At 34.9% G+C, this 16,987-nt stretch carries 16 protein-coding genes and 1 pseudogene; 13 read left to right on the top strand and 4 right to left on the bottom strand.

All coding sequences use genetic code 11. From position 1 onward, the window contains the following. Nucleotides 1-36 precede the first annotated feature (36 nt). A complete protein-coding gene (locus LL038_RS17305; protein ID WP_216127649.1) occupies nt 37-1,161 on the top strand; it encodes an aldo/keto reductase in 1,125 nt (374 codons plus the stop codon). A gap of 138 nt (nt 1,162-1,299) precedes the next feature. Here the strand turns inward: LL038_RS17305 and LL038_RS17300 are convergent, their stop codons facing one another. The 3 genes from LL038_RS17300 to LL038_RS17290 all read right to left on the bottom strand — a co-directional run bounded on the left by LL038_RS17300 (nt 1,300) and on the right by LL038_RS17290 (nt 3,785). Next, entirely contained in the window at nt 1,300-1,551 is a 252-nt protein-coding gene (locus LL038_RS17300) for a hypothetical protein (RefSeq protein WP_216127645.1), read from the bottom strand. A gap of 280 nt (nt 1,552-1,831) precedes the next feature. Continuing rightward, nucleotides 1,832-2,725, bottom strand: coding sequence for a permease (locus tag LL038_RS17295; protein ID WP_216127642.1), 894 nt, complete (start codon nt 2,723-2,725; stop codon nt 1,832-1,834). After that, nucleotides 2,718-3,785: a DUF362 domain-containing protein gene (locus LL038_RS17290; RefSeq protein ID WP_253200369.1), complete on the bottom strand. Its 1,068-nt coding sequence runs from the start codon at nt 3,783-3,785 to the stop codon at nt 2,718-2,720. The genes LL038_RS17295 and LL038_RS17290 overlap by 8 nt, the downstream gene beginning before the upstream one ends. A 305-nt stretch (nt 3,786-4,090) precedes the next feature. On the opposite strand from LL038_RS17290, the gene LL038_RS17285 reads away from it, so the two are divergent. The 8 genes and pseudogenes from LL038_RS17285 to LL038_RS17250 all read left to right on the top strand — a co-directional run bounded on the left by LL038_RS17285 (nt 4,091) and on the right by LL038_RS17250 (nt 9,788). Continuing rightward, a complete protein-coding gene (locus LL038_RS17285) occupies nt 4,091-4,510 on the top strand; it encodes a MerR family transcriptional regulator (protein ID WP_216127639.1) in 420 nt (139 codons plus the stop codon). Nucleotides 4,511-4,764: 254 nt separating this feature from the next. After that, nucleotides 4,765-4,890 (top strand): annotated as a pseudogene (locus LL038_RS17280) (sugar O-acetyltransferase); the annotation flags it as partial. Between the two features lie 58 nt (nt 4,891-4,948). Further along, nucleotides 4,949-5,389, top strand: a complete 441-nt coding sequence (locus LL038_RS17275) for a cyclophilin-like fold protein (RefSeq protein WP_268055899.1) — start codon at nt 4,949-4,951, stop codon at nt 5,387-5,389. Between the two features lie 423 nt (nt 5,390-5,812). After that, nucleotides 5,813-6,232, top strand: a complete 420-nt coding sequence (locus LL038_RS17270) for a MerR family transcriptional regulator (protein ID WP_253200368.1) — start codon at nt 5,813-5,815, stop codon at nt 6,230-6,232. A gap of 315 nt (nt 6,233-6,547) precedes the next feature. Next, a complete protein-coding gene (locus LL038_RS17265) occupies nt 6,548-7,279 on the top strand; it encodes a cyclophilin-like fold protein (RefSeq protein WP_216127636.1) in 732 nt (243 codons plus the stop codon). Nucleotides 7,280-7,354: 75 nt separating this feature from the next. Further along, complete coding sequence (locus LL038_RS17260) at nt 7,355-8,527, top strand: iron-containing alcohol dehydrogenase (protein WP_216127633.1); 1,173 nt, start codon at nt 7,355-7,357, stop codon at nt 8,525-8,527. A gap of 11 nt (nt 8,528-8,538) precedes the next feature. After that, the gene (locus LL038_RS17255; RefSeq protein ID WP_216127630.1) at nt 8,539-9,117 is read left to right on the top strand and encodes a DapH/DapD/GlmU-related protein; all 579 of its coding nucleotides are present in this window, start codon (nt 8,539-8,541) and stop codon (nt 9,115-9,117) included. A gap of 155 nt (nt 9,118-9,272) precedes the next feature. After that, a complete protein-coding gene (locus tag LL038_RS17250; RefSeq protein ID WP_216127628.1) occupies nt 9,273-9,788 on the top strand; it encodes a flavodoxin family protein in 516 nt (171 codons plus the stop codon). Between the two features lie 114 nt (nt 9,789-9,902). Here LL038_RS17250 and LL038_RS17245 read toward each other — a convergent pair whose 3' ends face one another. Next, a complete protein-coding gene (locus tag LL038_RS17245; protein ID WP_253200382.1) occupies nt 9,903-11,321 on the bottom strand; it encodes an IS1182 family transposase in 1,419 nt (472 codons plus the stop codon). Nucleotides 11,322-11,705: 384 nt separating this feature from the next. Between LL038_RS17245 and LL038_RS17240 the strand changes: the two genes are divergently transcribed. The 4 genes from LL038_RS17240 (at nt 11,706) to LL038_RS17225 (ending at nt 16,940) form a co-directional block, all read left to right on the top strand. Next, complete coding sequence (locus LL038_RS17240; protein WP_216125043.1) at nt 11,706-12,224, top strand: cyclophilin-like fold protein; 519 nt, start codon at nt 11,706-11,708, stop codon at nt 12,222-12,224. Nucleotides 12,225-12,438: 214 nt separating this feature from the next. Beyond that, entirely contained in the window at nt 12,439-13,782 is a 1,344-nt protein-coding gene (locus LL038_RS17235) for a phenylacetate--CoA ligase family protein (protein WP_216125041.1), read from the top strand. Nucleotides 13,783-13,816: 34 nt separating this feature from the next. After that, entirely contained in the window at nt 13,817-14,578 is a 762-nt protein-coding gene (locus tag LL038_RS17230; RefSeq protein ID WP_216125039.1) for an ABC transporter ATP-binding protein, read from the top strand. Between the two features lie 10 nt (nt 14,579-14,588). Next, entirely contained in the window at nt 14,589-16,940 is a 2,352-nt protein-coding gene (locus LL038_RS17225; protein ID WP_216125037.1) for an ABC transporter permease, read from the top strand. Nucleotides 16,941-16,987: the final 47 nt, after the last annotated feature.

The following is a 16,987-nucleotide window of genomic DNA, read 5'->3' as shown; positions in this document are numbered from 1 at the left end:
AAATATGATTAATAGAAAGATTTGGAGGTCGTAAAAATGAAAAACAGTGCAAAAAAATTAGGATTTGGATTTATGAGACTGCCACTTATAAGCCCGGAAGATCAGAAAAGTGTCGATTATGAGCAGGCAAAAAAGATGGTAGATGTCTTTATGGAAAGAGGATTTACATATTTTGATACAGCATATCTGTATCATTCATTTATCAGTGAAAATGTATTGCAGGAAGTTTTGGTTAAGAGATATCCTAGAGATTCCTTCACGGTTGCTACTAAGATGCCAATGTTCATGGTAAAAACAGAAGATGACTTGGAGCGCTTATTTAATGAGCAGCTTACAAAGTGTGGCGTAGAATATTTTGATTACTACCTGTTGCATAATATTGCAGGACAGTCCTATGATCTTGCAGAAAAAGTCCATGCATTTGAATTTATTCAGAAGAAAAAAGAAGAAGGAAAGATCAAAAATATCGGTTTTTCCATGCATGATTCTGCAGATCATTTAGATGGAATATTGACAAAACATCCAGAAGTAGATTTTGTTCAGATTCAGTTGAATTATCTCGATTGGGAAAACCAGGGTATCCAGTCAAAGAAATGTTATGAAGTAGCAAAGTTACATGGTAAGCCAGTAATCGTAATGGAACCAGTGAAAGGCGGTACTTTGGCAAATGTGCCTGACGCAGCAGCAGAGATTATGAAAGGATATCATCCAGATATGTCCATTCCTTCCTGGGCTATCCGTTTTGCAGCGAGCCTTGACAATGTCATGGTTGTATTAAGCGGAATGTCAAACATGGATCAGCTTTTAGATAATACCGGATACATGCAGGATTTCAAACCATTGGATGAGAAAGAGCATGAAGTTGTAAATCAGGTTGTTGATATCGTTAATGAATCTATTTCCATTCCTTGTACGGCATGTCGCTACTGTGTAGATGGATGTCCAAAGAAGATTGCAATTCCTGATTATTTCGCATTGTATAATGCTGAAAAACAGGATACAAAGGGAGGATTCAAATCTCAGAGTATCTATTACACGAGCCTGACAGAGCGTAACGGAAAAGCTTCTGACTGTATTAAGTGTAAAAAATGCGAAAAGATCTGTCCACAGCATCTGCCAATCACAGATTACCTAAAAGATGTCCAAGGCATGTTTGAATAAAATGACAAAAAGTAATTTAAAACAATTTTAAATTTTAAAACCCAGTAGATGGAAGCTAATTATGATCTACTGGGTTTATTTTATCATTTATATCAATGCGTTATGGTCTAACTATTTATTTCACAAATGATTTATTACTTAGAAAAAAATTTCAATATAGCCAGATAAATATGAACAATTAAATACTGTTAACATTCGAAAAAAGGTTACACCACTTAAAATTACACCAGTAATTAATAAAAGCGAAGAAATTAATATATACAAATGAATTTCTTTATAATATAAATTTTTAGATATAGTACCTACTCTAACTATTTCAAGGCATTTTCTACTGGTAATTACAAGAACTATTACTATAATAATCGATATGATATTAATTAATCCCAACATTATAGTCATTTCCCCTTCCAAAGTTATGTTAGATTTATAATATATTGTTATTGCGATATCTATTATTAATTCATGTTAATGTAAATTATTCATAGATGTGACGCATTATTTTTTTGCTTGTATATCTTTGTTGTATATATCCTATCACTTAAAGTTAACTATAAGTCAAGCAGTTTTCTGAAATAAAATAAATCCGATTCAGGCACATAACTATGACCACATCGGATTCTTCTATTCAAAATATTAACTTTTTATCCAACAATCTTAGTAGTATTGTAAATCAAACAATCAATACACCGATTGCAAATGCAAACACCATAATGAATAAAATGTAAATCAAGAAATGTCGCCAACCAAGAACTGTTTTCAACGCACCAAGATTTGTAATTTTTGTGGCAGGACCTGTAATCATAAAGGTTGCTGCTGCACCAGGACTCATGCCTGAATCCAACCATTCCATTAAAAGTGGTATAGTACCACCACCGCATACATATAAAGGAATACCAACAGTTGCTGCCATAAGTACACCGAAGCCGTTATGTTTTCCAAACAAATTTGCAAACGTATCCGACGGTACATACCGAGCAAACAATACAGACAAAACAATACCCAAAAGAAAATATCCGCCTGTTGCCTTTATGTTACGTCCTATATTTTTAAAAATGCGTATAAAGATATTGGGGGCAGTATCGTGGTTGGATGGCGAACCAAATCCATCAAAATTAAAGAAATTTTCTTCTTTAAAAAAGAAGTGTACCAATATTCCTGCAATGATTCCACACAATACACAAGATGCAATCCTAATCACTAACATCTTTCCACCCAATGCCAAAGTGTAAAGAATCAACTGAGGATTCAAAAGCATAGAGCTCATAATAAACGCTGCAAGCCAATCATCGCGAATACCTTTTTGGGAGAAAGATGCTGCTATGGGAATGGTGCCATACATACATAATGGAGATGCAATTCCTAATAAACTAGCTGGAATTACACCTAAAATACCTAGTTTGCTATTTGCCATAGATGCAAACAATGTATGGATTTTATTTTTCCCAAATACTGAAATGATAGAACCTAACACAATACCGATCACCCAATATCTAAAAATCTGGTCAAACTGAATGGTAAAATAGTACCATAAATAAACGGCTTCGCGATGTATAATACTATTCATCGATATTTTTTAATTGATAGGTTTGAGAACCTATACCTAAATCTACTGCATGGTCTAAAATTAAGGTACCATTACGAGATTCTATACGGTTAATTAAGTCTTTCCCATGCGGATCAGCATAGACTAAATCTACACAAGCACGATCTAATGCAACTGGATCATAAGATGATAAGATACCGATATCTCCCATTGTTGGTTTAGCTGGATTAGAAACGCAGTCACAATCTACAGATAGATTGTTCATAACACTGATATACACCATTCTGCCTTTTTTATCTTGCATAACTGCACCAGCAGCTTCCGCCATAGATTCTAAGAAATCATTTTGGTCACCAGGCGAGAAAGTCTTATCAGTGCCACCACCAGAATGAATATACATTTTTCCGTTTTTAGATGCAATGCCTATTGAGATGTTTTTTAAAGCACCACCGAATCCACCCATAACATGACCTTTAAAGTGAGATAATACTAAGATAGAATTATAATTTTCTAGATGAGAACCTACAGTGTCTTTTTTCAAATGAACACTACCAGGAACTGCGGCTAAATCTTTAGTGCCTTCTTCATCCATAATATCTACATCTGCGATTGTATTGAAACCATGATCTTCAATTGTTTGTCGATGAGCTGCTGTTGCAGAACGAGAACCGCCATAGGCCGTATTAGACTCGATAATAGTGCCATCTACAGCATGTACCAAATCGCCGATTAATTCCGGATGCAAATAATAAGTATCACCAGCTTCACCTGTAGAAAGTTTTACACCTACCTTACCCTGTGGTTTCCAATCAAGTGATTTATAAATTTTCATCAAGCTCGCAGTACTGATAACTTTTGTCATATATACAGTAGAAGCATTTTTAGTAGAAGTTCCATTTTCTGCAACATTACCACTAGTATGAGTCGCCTTGCCTCCAACACTGATTGTGGGTATTTTAGTTGTTGATACTGGTGTTGCTGTTTTACCACAACCAACTAATACGACAGCTATCATAGCTATGCTAAGCACAATATTAAAAATTTTTCTTTTCATTGTTATTTGTCTCCTTTCAAAAAACATGCTTCTTATACTTTAATGTTAACAGATGAATTAACTATAAACCATTAAGTCAACATGAGGTCAAGCACTATATTCTATTCATGACACGCATTCTTTCGCAAAAACTTTATATAACAGATTTGCCAATATCATAAGCCTGTTGCATAGCAGATGTATTAGGTTTCAGGCATCGCAAGCATCTAAATTCAACGTAAAAATGTTTGTTGAGAGCCAAGATTAACTTGACATGGTACTTTAAATATGCTATTTTTTAATAAAATAACTTAAAGTTAACTTTAAGTTATCGTAAAAAGGAGTGTGCAAACATGAAATATTCTATTGGAAAGGTTGCAAAAAAATTTAATTTATCATCTTCAACTTTGAGATACTACGATAAGGAAGGTCTGTTTCCTAATTTGGAACGTTCAGAATGCGGTATCCGCTCTTTTTCAGATATTGATCTCGGATCACTAAAAATTATTGAATGTTTAAAAAATACGGGAATGCCTATTAAAGATATTAAGGTATTCATAGACTGGTGCGGAGAGGGAGATGCAACACTGCGTGAACGCTATGAGATGTTTATTGAGAGAAAAACAATTATGGATGAACAGATAGCATCATTGAATAAAACACTTGAAGTCATAGATTATAAATGCTGGTACTATAAGACGGCTCTTGAGGCAGGTACAGAAAAGATACATGCCAAAGAAAACAAGCAAGGTACCGAAGAAGTAATATCTTAACCGATGTTTCTAATGATGGAGGCGGCCATTTAATGATGGTTTCTTTGATTGCATGGAAAAAAATTTTAAAAAAACATTGACTTAAAGTTAACTTTAAGTTGTATAATTATATCGAACTCAATGATCGAAGTTTAACATAAATAATATTTTAAATAAATGGATATTAATGATTTGTTAGCACACTTAAATCGAGGTGAAGCGGTTGAGGGTGGTTGGGAATTACACCAGGTAATGATAGACGCCTCTCAGGAAGCATTACAATTGGCGACGGTGCTGTCATTGCCGCTGGTGCAGTTGTGACCAAGGATGTACCTGCAAATGTTATTGTAGGTGGTGTTCCTGCGAAAATTATTAAGAAAATTGAAACCAGTCAGGAGTAATTCTGTTGTTTTCATCTTATTGTAGATTATATGGTGATGATTGATTTGTGGCAATGTGTTGTGTATCGTAGCAAAATGCTATTATTTTAGTTTACACAGAAAGGATATTGAACATGAAAAAAAAGCAATTTCGATGCTATGTTTGATTATTACGGTTGGGAACAAGGTATTTTCGGCAAAGCTTTATGATAATCAAACGACGCAGGCGTTAGTTAAGCAATTTCCGCTCACAGTTGATATGAGCGAACTAAATGGCAATGAAAAATACTATTATTTGTCGAATACGCTTCCTACAGCTTCTGAGCAACTGGGAAAAATTCATGCCGGAGATATCATGCTTTACGGCGATGGCTATCTAGTCGTGTTCTATGAAACCTTCTCAAGCTCTTATAACTATACCCGTCTCGGATATATTGAGGATGCGGTCAGCTTTGTACAAGTTGTTGGCGAGGGTAATATTAAGGTTACTTTTGATTTGGTGAAACATGAAAAAACGTAAGGAGAATAAATTGGTGTAGTAAACGTATCTTGTTCCAAATGCCGGGCATGGTGATCTTTATGATCGTAAAGATCTCATTCCGTTCGATAAACTCACGGAGTTTTTCAATTAATACCTGAATAAAAAACAAGAAAACATGTGTTCTAAAAAATCTGAAATAGTAAATAATATAAGCAATGAATGTTGTGAATAGGTAACGAATGATGAATACAATAAACTGAAATAAATCATAATGAGTAGATAGACCACCGATTAAGGAGAATAAGTTCTTGATTAGTGGTTTTCTGTTTGAGATAGATTTAAAAGTCCATATTGCACATCATTGTTTTATTATAAAATCTGAAGTTGCGGAAATATCATGTACGGCAAGATAAAGTATATAAAAGTTAACTTTAGGTTATTGTAAAAAGGAGTGAGCCAAACATGAAATATTCCATTGGAGAGGTTTCAAAAAAATTCAATCTATCAGCTTCAACTTTAAGATACTACGATAGGGAAGGTCTGTTTCCTAATTTAGAACGTTCAGAATCCAGTATACGCTCTTTTTCAGATATTGATCTAGGATCACTGGAAATTATTGAATGTCTAAAAAATACGGGAATGTCCATTAAAGATATTAAAGTATTCATAGACTGGTGCGAACAGAGAGATGCCACATTGCGTGAAAGATATGAGATGTTTATTGAGAGAAAAAGAATTATAGATGAACAGATGGCATCGCTGCAGAAAACACTTGAAGTCATAGAGTATAAATGTTGGTATTATAAGACAGCTCTTGAGGCAGGTACAGAAAAGATACATGTCAAAGCGAACCAGCAGGATACCGAAGAAGTAACATCTTAACCGATGGTTCTAATAATGGAGGCGGTCATATTGACGATGCCTCCATTAATTTTGTTTTTGTATATATTTCAATAATCCCATTCTACGCAGCAAAAATTGCTGCGTTTTTTTATGAAAAAGACTTGACTTAAAGTTAACTTTAAGTGATATGCTGATACAAACACAAATAAATAATTGTTTTAAACGGAATGGATTACACTAAACGATCCAGAGTGTCAAGCCTTACATAGACTTTAACGCTCCAATAACATTCAACACTATTGGCTGCATTAATACGGTCATATCCAAATCAAAAACAGTACTGGAGGTTTCTTTATGAAAAAGTTATTGACACCTACACTGACAATTTTAATGGTGATTTCTTTGACTGCATGTATCAGAAATCAAGCTAACATGAATGAAAAAAACTCTGTAAGAAGCTCCTCGGTTGAAAAGGCTTCCTCTACCGTAGAAGGTAGCAATATTCAGGATACATCGAGTAAATTAATGATGATTTCTTTGACTACATGTAGCGAAAATCAAGCTAATAGGAATGAAAAAAACTCTGCAGGAAGGTGCTCGGTTGAAAAGGCCGCTTCTACCGTAGAAGGTAGAAATGTTCAAGATACATCGAGTAAAGCTTCGAATGACTCCGCGCAAGTTCTTCCAAAAGGTTCTAACATGGCTACCCGTACGATTAAGAATGGTACAGCTATTACGATGACGGTTGGAGATACGGTAATTCCGGCCACTTTAAATAATTCCACATCTTCAAAGGAACTGTTGTCCCGTCTGCCATATACGGTGCATATAAACCGCTTCTCTCATGACTATTCTGGTGTAATGAAAGATCCTCTGAAATATGATGAAAAGGATGTCCATAACGGCTGGATGAACGGCGATATTAACTTTGAACGGGATGTAAACTATTTTACGATCCTCTTTGAAGATGAAAAAAAGTCTAAAATCTATGGCGAGCAGGTAAACATGGGAAAGGTTGATTGTGATTTATCTGTAATAAAAGGATTAGGAAGTTCTATCGATGTGCGGATTGATTTAGCACGCTAAGTTATATCGAACTCAATAATCGAAGTTTGATATAAATAGTATAAATAATATTTTAAATAAATGGAGGAATTAAAAATGAACTTTAATATGTATGTACCAACAAGATTTATTTTCGGATGTGGAAGGCTTAACGAATTGCATGATCAGAAACTACCTGGCAAAAAGGCAATGGTAGTTATTTCAAACGGAAAATCAACTAAAGAAAATGGTTCCCTTGATCGAACTATCGAGGAACTTACAATAGCAGGTGTTGAAAGTGTTGTCTTTGATAAAGTACAGACAAATCCGTTGAAGTCAACGGTTATGGCAGGAGCAAAAACAGCAAGAGATAACGGATGTGATTTTATTGTTGCTCTTGGTGGTGGCAGTGTTATTGATGCCTCCAAAGTAATGGCGGCAATGACAACAAATGATGGGGATATCTGGGATTATATTTCCGGTGGAACTGGAAAAGGCAAAGCGATTGCAAATGCTCCGCTTGCAGTAATTTGTATTACTACAACAGCAGGAACCGGTTCAGAAGCAGACCAATGGGGTGTTATCACAAATGATGAAACCAATGAAAAAATTGGCTTTGGTGGTGATGATCGGTTATTCCCGTTTATTTCTATAATCGATCCTGAACTGATGAAGACAGTTCCATCTAAACTTACTGCTTATCAAGGATTTGATGCACTTTTCCATTCTACAGAAAGCTATATTTCGAAATATGCAAGTCTTATGAGTGATATGTATGCACTGACTGCTATTGAAAATGCAGCTAAATATCTTACACGTGCGGTAAAGGACGGTAGCGATATGGAGGCAAGAGAACACATGGCATTTGCAAACACCCTTTCTGGTATAGTTATGACTGTGAGCGTTACTACTGCTGAGCATTCTATTGAGCATGCAATGAGTGCATATCATCAGGAGTTGCCTCACGGTGCAGGACTTATTATGATTTCAAGAGCGTTCTATGAATTCTTTATTGACAAGAATGCTTGTGATGAGAGATTTATTGCGATGGCAAAGGCAATGGGAATCAAAGAAGCTAATAAGCCGGAGGATTTCATCACTGCGCTTGTGGGCTTGCAAAAGGCCTGTGGTATGGCGGAACTCAAAATGAGCGATTATGGTATCACTCCGGATGAATTTGATAAAATTGCGACCAATGCTCGCGAAACTAACGGTTTTCTGTTTACAGCAAATCCATGTGAAATGACACATAAGGATGTTGTAGATGTACTAAGAAATTCTTATCGATAAGGAGGATACAAATGGATATCAATGATTTATTAGCGCACTTAAATCGAGGTGAAGTGGTTGAGGGCGGTTCGGAATTACATCAGGTAATGATAGACGTATCTCAGGAAGCATTAAAGTTGACTGCCGACCTGAACGGTAAGTACCATACTCCACAAGAGGTACGGGAATTGTTTTCTTTGTTGATTGGCAAACGGGTGGATACAACATTTGCCATGTTTCCTCCTTTTTATACGGATTGTGGGAAAAACATCTGTGTAGGCATGAATGTCTTTATCAATTCAGGCTGTCGTTTTCAGGATCAGGGCGGAATTATAATTGGCGATGGTGTTCTCATTGGGCACAATGTAATGCTTGCTACGCTCAATCATGACATTGATCCGAGAAAACGTAGCAATATGCATCCCGCGCCAATTGTGATTGGTAGAAATGTATGGATTGGAGCAAATGCCACTGTCGTTGCCGGCGTGACCATAGGTGACGGTGCTGTCATTGCCGCTGGTGCGGTTGTGACCAAGGATGTACCTTCAAATGTTATTGTAGGTGGTGTTCCTGCGAAAATTATAAGGGAAATCGAAACCAGTCAGGAGTAATCTTGTTGGTTTCATCTTATTTTAGATTATATGGTGATGATTGATTTGTGGCAATGCATTGTGTTAATAGGTAAAAATGAAGAATATAGTAAATTGAAATAAATTATAATGAGTAGTAAACACAATTAAATTTTAAGAATTGGAGGATTGATTGTATGAAAATATTAGTTTTAAACGGGAGTCCAAGGTTGAACGGTAACACAACAGCCATGGTTGATGCGTTTGCAGAAGGTGCACGGGAAAAAGGGCATGAAGTGAATATCATACCTGTTGGACAAAAGAAAATTGGCGGATGTCTTGGATGTGAATTCTGTCATACCCGTGGGAATGGTCAGTGCGTGCAGAAAGATGATATGGGTGAAGTTTATAAAGAATTGGAAACTGCAGATATGCTGATATTTGCTTCACCAATTTATTTTTTCTCTATCACCGGTCAGTTACAGTCTGCCATCACACGTTTCTACGCAACTGGAAAACCGCGTAAAGTTTCACAGACAGCCTTGTTCTTAAGCTCAGGTGCTCCGGAGGTTTATAATGCTGTAATACAGCAGTATAAGAATGTGATTGATTACTTTGAAGCCGAGGACAAAGGAATTAAGATGGTATATGGCAAGAACAACAAATCAGCCGCAATGCTTGCTGATATGAAGACATTTGGAAAATCTCTGTAAAGTTAAGTTTGGAAAGGGAAAATACAAATAAAGAAGTATCTTATATAAATAAGATACTTCAGGTTGTTTACAAACCCAGTATAATTTTTTATTGTACTGGGTTTTTATATGCAATTATGCGATAGCATTTTGATTTATAGATAAATTAGTAACATGCAACAGGTTTTTAGTTATAAAATAAAAAAACATGGAAGATAGTAGGCTAGCTATCTTTTTCATATTTTGCACTGCTGCTGTAAGCAGACACTGCTCTTGCACATTTTCTAATCCGCGCATATGGCAATAGCGAAGCCCATGCAGTTGTTTAGAATCTGCGAAGCTTCGCTCTATAGTTTCTTTCCTTCTTCTATATATATTTCTACCCTTATCCGTTTTGGTAAACTTTACAACATCTTCTTTATACATTTCCCAAACATGTCTTCTAACAGTTTTAACCTTACTTTTATCAGAAAAACATTGAGTTCTATTTGGGCATTCTTTGCAATCTTTTGCATTCCCAACATACTCTTTATATCCATCTCTAGTTGTCGTTTTATAATGCAAAGCCCTTAAGTCAGGGCAAACATATATGTCCTTCTCTTTAACATATTGAAATTTATTTTTAGTGTACATTCCTTTTGTATGTGGAGACCTTCTATATCCCATTACAGATTTTAATTCTCTCTCAAATAGTTCTTTACATATAAGATTTGTAGCATAACCAGCATCGGCACCAACATATTTTGTATTAAAATTAAATTTTTTTATTTGCACATCCAATCTATCGATATAAGGATCAACATCATTTATATTTCCAGGAGTAACATAAACATCAGTAATTATATTGTGTTTACTGTCCACAGTTCTGTGATCTAAATAGGAGAAGCCTTCCGGCTTGCCATCTCTCATCATATATCCGCTGTCGGGGTCAGTTGTGCTAACTTTAATTTCTTTTATTATGGTAACAGGTTCTTTCACTTTCAAAGGTCTTTTACCGTGATTTATTCTATCTTCCTCTACAGCTTTATTAAGATCAGCTACATATTCTTTAGGTGTTTTTTCAACTTCAATTTTCACAAGCTTTCGCTTATTAGCATTTGCTTTTAGGTGTGTAGAATCTGTGTAAAGTATTTTACCAGTTACCATCTTAAGATTTATAGCCTTAAATACGACTTCGTCAAATATTTTTTGGAACACGTCAGTTCCTTTAAATCGTCTACGTCTATTTTGGCTAATTGTTGAATGATCTGGAATAACATCAGTAAGGCTTAGTCCTAAAAACCATCTATAAGCTACATTTACTTCAATTTCCTTTACAAGTTGTCGCTCAGATTTTATTCCAAATAGGTATCCAATAAACAGCATTTTGAAGAGTAAAATAGGATCTACGCCAGGTCTTCCATTATCTAAACAATAATATTTTTGAGTCAATTCTCTTATGAAAGAGAAATCCATGTATTTATCTATATTTCTGAGAATATGGTCTTTAGGAACTAAATCCTCTAAATATACCATTTCTAATTTTTGTTGTGTGAAGTTCTTTTCATTAATCATAACTAAACCCTCCGAATTATAAAGTTTGTATACTATATATATTCGACATTGATGTTGTAAAATCCTTTTTGAATATGAAAAAAAACACTCCAATTTTAAATTAGAGTGTTTTACATTTTATGTTTGTCAACAGTCTGAAGTATCTTATATAAATAAGATACTTCTTTATATTTTAATAGATGGAAAAATTTTTTTGAAAATAAACATTGACTTAAAGTTAACTTTAAGATATATGATTATATGGAACTCAATAATCGTAACCAGTCAGGAGTAATTCTATTGTTTTCATCTTATTGCAGATTATATGATGATTGATTTGTGGCAATGTATTGTGTATCGTAGCAAAATGCTATTGTTTTAGTTTACACAGAAAGGAAATTGAATATGAAAAAAGTAATTTCGATACTATGTTTGATTATGTTATGTTTTTCCATCACTGCCTGCGATAATAGTGAAACGAATGAAAACAATCAGATAAGTCAACATGAAGCACCAAGAAGTGATTCTACACAACAAACAGATAATGGTAAAGCATCAAAGAAATTAACGATGATAGATTTGATCATTACGGTCGGGAACAAGGAATTTTCGGCAAAGCTTTATGATAACCAAACGACGAAGGCGTTAGTTAAGCAATTTCCGCTCACAGTTGATATGAGCGAACAAAACGGCAATGAAAAATACTATTATTTATCGAATACGCTTCCTACAGTTTCAGAGCAACCTGGAAAAATTCATGCAGGAGATATCATGCTTTACGGCGATAACTGTCTAGTGGCGTTCTATAAAACCTTCTCCAGTTCTTATAAATATACTCGTATTGGATATATTGAGGATGCGGCCAGCTTTGTACAAGTTGTTGGTGATGGTAATATTAAGGTTACTTTTGATTTGGCGAAGTAATAGTCTTAGTTTTATTTATGTCAGCTAGAGTTATAAAGTATCTAGAATTATATGTAGAAAAAATTGAAAATTCAAAAAATTTATTACATTTGGCGCTTGACCTAGAGCTGACTTAAGGTGGTAATATTATTTTATATATTATGATGAGATGTCAATTAATTTGATTGAGCTTGTTATGAAGTTTAAAAAAGAATGATTTAAATAGGAGGAATTAATGAAGTACTTTAAATTATTATGGAATCTGTACAAGTTAAAAGGAAATACAGTGAAGACCATAGAGCAAATTAAAAGTTTACAAAATAAAAAGTTAAGGAAACTGCTTAACTATGCATACGAGAATTCAAAGTATTATCGCAGAACGTTTGAAGAAGCGGGAATAACAAGAGAACAGATTTCTACACTTCCTATTTCAGCTTTTCCGATTATAGACAAAGATCTTTTTATGGAACATTTTGATGAGTTGGTAACTAATGATGATTTGAATCAGAATGATATACGAAAATTTGATAAAGAAGAGTCTGTAGACCAGATAAAATTCAAGGATAAATATCATGTAGTGCATTCCTCAGGTAGTACTGGAAAACCGGGGTATTTTGTATACGATGAGGAAGCGTGGGATCAGATGCTTTTGGGCATTATAAGGGCTGCCTTTTGGAATATGTCCATGCCTAAAATATTAAAGCTTTTGTTCAAAAGACCTCGAATTGTATATATTGCTGCAACAGATGGACGTTATGGTGGAGCTATGGCAGTCAGCAGCGGTGTCGAAGGGGTGCATGCAAATCAATTATTTCTGGACATTAAGACACCCATTGCAGAATGGATAGAAAATTTACATAAGTTTAAACCCAATATGATTATAGGTTATCCATCAGCTATCAAGATTCTTGGAGAACTTTTGGAAAAGGGAGAAGTACAACTCAAAGTATCTAGGGTGATTTCTTGTGGTGAACCACTTTGCGGCAAATTAAGAGATTATATAGAAAAAACTTTTCATGCAGATGTTGTGAATATCTATGGTGCCAGTGAATCTTTGGCTTTGGGTGTTGAAACTAATCATGAAGAAGGTATGTATCTGTTTGATGATATGAATTATATTGAGGTGGAAGATGGAACTATGTATCTTACATCACTTTACAATTTTGCACAGCCCTTAATTCGTTATAAAATCTCAGATCAGTTAGTACTAAAGGAGTTAGATGAAAAATGTATTTATCCATTTAATAAAGTGGAAAGTATTTTGGGCCGAAATGAGGATATAATTTGGTTTGAAGATAAAGATGGAAATAGAGAATTTCTTCACCCACTTGCAATAGAAGGATTTTGTGTTGAAGGACTTTTGGATTATCAATTTAGGCAAATAGATTGTAATTCATTTGAAATGATGATTGAAGTTTCTGATGAAGAAAAGAAAAATAGCATTCAATTGGGAATGCTAAAAAATATGGCAGAAATATTGAGTACAAAGCATCTAGAGTATGTGAAGTTTAATGTACGTTTTGTAGAAGAAATCTTACCTGATCCACAGACGGGAAAGAAGCGGTTGATTGTAAAATAAAGATATAATTAATAGAAGAGTAAAGGAGTGAATTATGAAAAAAATACTTTTATCAGCAGTGGATGTTTGTAAATCATTTAAAATAGGAAAAAATCATGTGGATGTACTAAATAATGTTAGCGTTGACTTTTATGAAGGTGATTTTACTATTATTATGGGTGCTTCTGGAGCTGGAAAATCGACGTTACTTTACGCTTTAAGCGGTATGGACAAGATTAGTAAAGGCAAGGTGATATATAAAGAGAAAGAAATCAGCAGTCTTAGTGAAAAGCAAATAGCAAACCTTCGTTCACATGACTTTGGATTTGTGTTTCAGCAGACTCATCTTGTTAGTAATCTTACCTTGTTTGAAAATGTAGCAGTTGCCGGGTATCTGGGAAAAGAGCGAAGCACGAAGGAAACTTGTACACGAACAGAAGAACTGTTTAAGCAAATGAATGTCGGTAATGAAAAGGACCGAATTCCGTCGGAGGTTTCAGGAGGCGAAGCACAGCGAGCTACAGTGGCAAGGGCAATCATTAATGAACCTGGAATTGTGTTTGCGGACGAGCCTACTGGTGCATTGAATAAGAACAATACGCAAGAAGTATTGAATATCTTAAGCAAATTAAATAACTCGGGACAAAGCATTATTATGGTGACACATGATATACGTGCAGCTTTGCGTGGTAATAGGCTGCTGTATCTTGAGGATGGAAAAATCGTGGACGAAAAAGAAATGCCATCTTATGAACAATCGGATGGAAAGGACAGGGAAGTACAGCTTAATAACTGGCTTGCTTCTATGAAATGGTAGGAGGTGGAGTATGGGTTTTATAACATTGCTGAAAGCTGGAATTAAACGGCAAAAGGGGAGCATAGCAGGACTATTTATACTTATTTTTACTGTGTCAGTTACGTTGGTAATGGCGCTTACTGTATATATCAATTCGAGTAGTTACGTTAGTCAAGAGATGTCAAGAATGGGTTATGGAGATATGACAGCATGGGTGAGCAACGTTGATAATTTGAATCAGCTGACAGAAAAAATACAAGGTCTTTCGGATGTGGAAAAAGTAGAGAACCAGACAGTTGTATTTGCAGGTTATGGCATAAATGGTATAAACTCTGATGACGAGGGGCAGTTGATTGCGTATGATTCTGATAAGTATCCTTATAAATTCCTAAATAATGGCTTAAGTGAACATGAGGATGTAAGGGCTGTAGGAAAGGGCGAAATTTATATTTCGCCGTCTCTAAAGTTAAAACACAATGTGAAAATAGGTGATAAGGTTCATTTTAAACTTTCACGTAATGGTGAGGAAAAGGTTTTTACTATTAAGGGATATTTTGAAGATCCATTTATGGGCAGTTCTATGATAGACATGAAAAGTTTTTTGATAAGTGAAGCGGATTTGTTGGACGTTAACGATATCCTTAGTAAAACATCAGATTTCGATATTTTGGGAAGGGATGGAGCAATGCTTCATATTTTCCAGAGCGGTAGCAGCAGTCTTTCACCAGCAGAATTCAATAAATCAATCAATAAGGATACAAAACTTACTCAATATACGGAATTTGTTTATTCAGATTCGTCAATATATGGATTTATGCTTATTTTACAAAATATTTTTACAGGATTTTTGATTACATTTGTTATTATACTTATTGTTGTATCTATGATTGTCATGGGTCACAGTATATCAAATGCAATTGAGCAGGAATATAAAGATATGGGTATCTTAAAGAGCATAGGCTGTACAAGTGGAAAATTGCGGTTATTACAGTTTTTACAATATGTTTCAGGCATTGTGGCAGGAATGATTTTAGGATTCATTTGTTCAATCTATGTCATTGATTTGTCAGCAAGACTTACGATAACATCAACTGGTCTGCTTATGCCAACAACACTTCCATATGGATGGTGTATGCTTACTTTTGTAATCATATTATGTGTATTTGCACTATTTATATATATAAAAACAGTGAGAATTGTTCAAATACCACCGCTTCGTGCGATAAATGGCAATACACAGGGACATGCATCATATATAAAAAGTAATACACTTTTTAAGTCGGAAGGATTAACGTTTCATCTTGCCTTGCGGCAAATTGCATCTGGAGGAAAGCGATATGTCGGAACAGGCATTGTCACAATATTACTTGTGTTTTTTGTTTCTGTAGTGGGAAGGATGGACACTTGGATTGGACCAAATGGAGAAGGTCTTATGAATGTGTTCAGCGTTGCTGACCACGATCTAGGTGTTAAGCCTCTTAGTAATGTGAATATGAAAGCAGTCGAGAATATCATTTCTTCTTATTCCCAAATAGAAGATAAATACGAGATTGCAATGGAGAAAGTAACAGTAAATGGTGTGAATTATACAGCTAATGTAATAGATCAACCTTCACGCTTTCATATATTATCTGGTAATACCATTCGTGCAGATAACCAGATTGTCATAACGGAATTTGTAGCAGATGAGTTAGGGATAGGCATCGGTGACAGTGTAACTATTAAGAATGGGACCCTCAGTCATACATATATGGTAACTGGTATTTATGAATGTGCGAATGAAATGGGTGCCAACATAGGAATGAGCAGAGAAGGTTATGCGAAAAAAGGTAATGTTAATTCCTATATATGGTGTCATCATTATGTTCTTGCAAACTCATCGGTGAGTGATGAAATTAAAACATATCTTCAAAAAAAATATCCGGTGGATATGGAGGTACATACAAATAGCTGGTCGGGACTCGATGGAATCGTGAGTACCATGCACCTTTTAACCAAATTTATGTATGTAATTGTTGCAATCTTTATTTCGGTGGTAATAGGACTTACCAGCAGTAAAATGCTACTTGCAGAACAGAGAGATATGGCTGTTTTCAAAAGTATCGGATTTACATCGTTAAAATTAAGACTTGCCTTTGTTATGCGGTTTGGTATTGTTGTGACGGCAGGTACGGTAATTGGAATTGTTCTTAGCTGCATTTTCGCTGATCCGGTGATAACCATATTATTAAAATTATTTGGTATAAGCAAGTTTGAGTCGACACTTGGATTTGGAAATGGAATAGTGATTCCGTTCATTATAATCGTACTATTTGTAGTATTTGCATACATTTTCTCAAGAAAAATTAAAAAGGTAGATATCACAACTTTAATCAATAAATAATATAACTAATAAGCATGAAAATATATAAAAAAGAAAGGACGATATAA

The organism is Clostridium estertheticum, from assembly GCF_026650985.1.
Classification (GTDB): domain Bacteria; phylum Bacillota; class Clostridia; order Clostridiales; family Clostridiaceae; genus Clostridium_AD; species Clostridium_AD estertheticum_C.
The sequence above is the reverse complement of the archived record's forward strand: the minus strand, read 5'-3'. Positions and strand labels throughout refer to the sequence as shown.